The 1,822-nt window shown below is 49.0% G+C and carries 3 protein-coding genes; 2 read left to right on the top strand and 1 reads right to left on the bottom strand.

Annotated elements, in window-relative coordinates; genetic code table 11:
• Positions 1–343 precede the first annotated feature (343 nt).
• Positions 344–997, bottom strand: coding sequence for a LexA family protein (locus FCN80_RS25775; RefSeq protein WP_230492975.1), 654 nt, complete (start codon positions 995–997; stop codon positions 344–346).
• 93 nt (positions 998–1,090) lie between these two features.
• On the opposite strand from FCN80_RS25775, the gene FCN80_RS25770 reads away from it, so the two are divergent.
• Positions 1,091–1,324, top strand: a complete 234-nt coding sequence (locus FCN80_RS25770) for a Cro/CI family transcriptional regulator (RefSeq protein ID WP_136993196.1) — start codon at positions 1,091–1,093, stop codon at positions 1,322–1,324.
• A partial coding sequence (locus FCN80_RS25765) for a YmfL family putative regulatory protein (RefSeq protein ID WP_136993194.1) occupies positions 1,317–1,822 on the top strand: 506 nt, incomplete at its 3' end. The genes FCN80_RS25770 and FCN80_RS25765, both read left to right, overlap by 8 nt.

Here is a 1,822-nt window from a genome sequence, read left to right as displayed (position 1 = left end):
CCACCGGCTGTTGGATGTTTGACTATGAGCAACGGTTAATCACGCCGCACTCTGTTACCCCTCTCAAAGCCCTCTGTGATATGCCGGCCTTCCACCGGCTCGCCCGGTTACCCGGGTTGGCGCTGTTTCTCCGCGATTACTCACCAGATCCCCGCGGTCGTGTCGTGCCACTGTTTAGCGCTCCGCGTGCTGCTGGTGCCCAAACCGGGAGACGCCGTTTTGTTTAGTTAATGCAAGTTTAATTATTCAAACTATAAAGTCAAGAACATTGTTCGTAAGTTTAAACTAAAAAGTTTGGACATAAAAAAACCGGCTCTCACCGGTTATTTTTGCTATCAGATTGTTAAACTAAATCCATCTCTACTCTCACGCAAACACCGATAATTTCACAGTCATCATTGAGCTCTATCGGTCTGTAATTGGGATTCAATGGCATGAGATATGTGTGAGGACCATCAATTGCTAACTTCTTGATTGTCGCTTCATTTGAGCCGTTAATCTTTGCTACTACAATGCGCCCGCTTAAAGCTTCAATCTCAGGATCTACAATGACTAGCGCCCCTTCAGGAATCGAGACACCATGACCAGATGGGTTAAACATTGAGTCACCTATTACCCGTAATGAAAATGAGTAAGGTGAGACTTTCGCTGTCGTCTCAATCCAGTCTGTCCAGTCATCAAACTGCTGTTCCACTATTTCTTTCCATGCTCCAGCTTGTACATACGAAATCAGCGGAACACGGCGTCGAACTTCGGGACCAGGATAGCTATTACCACCGGTTTCCTCAATCAGGCCGCCCTCGATTAACCATTTTTCGCTGACCTTCAGTACATCGGCCAAAAGCGAAATATATTTAGCGGATGGCTCGGAACCGCCGTTAACCCATTGGCTAACAGTACCCTTCGACGCCCCTGTAGCATCCATCAAATTTTTGCTTTTCAGCTTCAGCGCGCGCATTCGCAGGTTTATGCGGTCGCTCATGGTTTCTTTTTGCATGTTTAATAACTTAAACACTCTTTCGTTTAATATCTTGACTTTATTTTGTTTGAAACATTAAACTTTAGGGGTAGGTTTTTCCCTGGAGGGAGCATGTACAAATCAGACGTCATTAAATTCTACGAGACCGCCACCGCTGTGGCTGCCGCGATTGGTGTTTCAAAACCAACAGTAAGCCTGTGGAAAGAAATCATCCCTTGGAAGTATGCATTGCTGATCGAGAAAGTCTCGAATGGCGCTTTGAAATTTCAGCCAGAACATTATCCAGATATTACCCAAACAGTAGGCGACCAAACACCACTGAAACAAGGGGCTAACCGTGGGTAAATCAGAATGGCAGGTAGAAAAACAGCCCGCGTGGCTGGTGGCTGCAATCAAACGAACCATCGCCGCGTTGCCAGGCGGCTACGCTGAGGCGGCCGAATGGCTGGGCGTCACCGAGAACGCCATATTCAATCGTCTCCGGGCTGATGGGGACCAGATATTCCCTCTGGGCTGGGCGCTGGTGCTCCAGCGGGCAAGCAACGCGAAATATATCGCCGACGCCGTTTCCCGGGCATCAAACAGTGTAAACGTGCCGCTGGTGGACATTGAGTCTATCGATAACGCGGACATCAACGAACGGCTGATGGAGTCAATCGAGTGGATAGGGCGCCATTCGTCCAGGGTGCGCGAGGCCACGGCGGATGGAGTGATCGATATCCAGGAACGTCAGGAACTGGACGAAACCAGTTACCAGGTGATGTGTAAATGGCAGGAACACATCTCCCTGCTATATCGCGTGTTCTGCAAACCCGAAAAAATTGACGCCCCGGGAATGCAGCC

Origin of the sequence: Martelella alba (genome assembly GCF_005217455.1) — a bacterium.
Lineage (GTDB): Bacteria > Pseudomonadota > Gammaproteobacteria > Enterobacterales > Enterobacteriaceae > Acerihabitans.
The sequence above is the reverse complement of the archived record's forward strand: the minus strand, read 5'-3'. Positions and strand labels throughout refer to the sequence as shown.